Annotated in this window: 1 protein-coding gene; it reads right to left on the bottom strand. The window is 72.2% G+C overall.

Features of this window, described 5'->3' with window-relative positions; all coding sequences use genetic code 11:
* Positions 1 to 331 precede the first annotated feature (331 nt).
* Positions 332 to 1,045: DUF4190 domain-containing protein (locus tag AOK08_RS42425; RefSeq protein ID WP_063794249.1), on the bottom strand; the 714-nt coding region annotated here is incomplete at its 5' end.

Raw genomic sequence — 1,045 nt, 5'->3', positions numbered from 1 at the left:
AGCCGGACCGGACAGCCAGGCCGACCCGCCCTCCGGCCTCGCCCGCCCCACACATCCGGAGGCTCGCGCCGGACCTGCTCATCCGGCCCGCCCGTCCAACCGCTTGCCGGACCCGCCCGCCCGTCCGCCGCTCGCCCTGGTCGCTCGCTAGCCACGCTGGGACAGGGACGTCGATTGACATCCTCGCCTGCGTGAACGTAGGCGATTCCGGTCAGCACCGCTACGCGGTGCTCCCTCGGGTTCCTGCTTCATCGACCTCTGCCACCCGAAGGTGGTCTGACAAGGTCTCCACAGGCTTGACATCCCGCCAGTCCGGCGGTAGGTCCGCCAACTACGTTGTCGGACAAGGCAACTCCGAGCCACTGGGCTCAGGATGCCCTACACCTCCACCCTGAAGAACGAAGTACTGGGCAAACGTTCGGTAGCTGCTGGTGCCCTCGTCGGTGTTCGAGGACACGGACTCGCCGAACGCGATGACCAGTACGCCGAACGCCACCGCGAGGACGATGGCGACGGCACCGCAGATGATCCCGGCCAGTGCCTGGCCCCCGTTGGTCGCCTGGCCCCGGCGGGCCCTGCCACGGGCGACCAGGCCGAGGACCACGGCGAGGATGCCGAGGACGATCGCCAGCGGCCAGAGGCAGAAGAGGACGGCGGAGGAGATGCCGACCACGAGCGAGGCCGTGCCCAGTCCGTTCATCGGCTGGGGAGCCATGGGGCCCCAGCCGTAGCCGGGGCCGCCGCCGTACATCGGCGGCGCGTGGTGTCCGGGGCCGGCAGCGGCGTATCCCGCCTGGTGCGGGTAGCCGTAGTCCTGCCGTTCGGAGGGATAGGACGGGTAGGACGGGTGCGAGGGGTACGTCGGGTAGGCGTACGGGGTCTGTCCCGGGCCGTCGGGTGCTGTCGGCGGCGGGGGGACCGGCTCGCCGGGCGCGGCGGGCTGGGCGTAGGAGGCGTGCGGGGCGGGTGCCGCGAAAGGGTTGCCCTGCGGGGCGCCGGCCGCGGGAGCACCGGGGGCGCCGAAGGGGCTGGCCCAGGGCTGGGA

Source organism: Streptomyces graminilatus (assembly GCF_001418565.1).
GTDB classification, from domain to species: Bacteria; Actinomycetota; Actinomycetes; order Streptomycetales; family Streptomycetaceae; genus Streptomyces; species Streptomyces graminilatus.
Note: the sequence above shows the minus strand (reverse complement) of the source record. Positions and strands in the feature narration are given on the sequence as shown.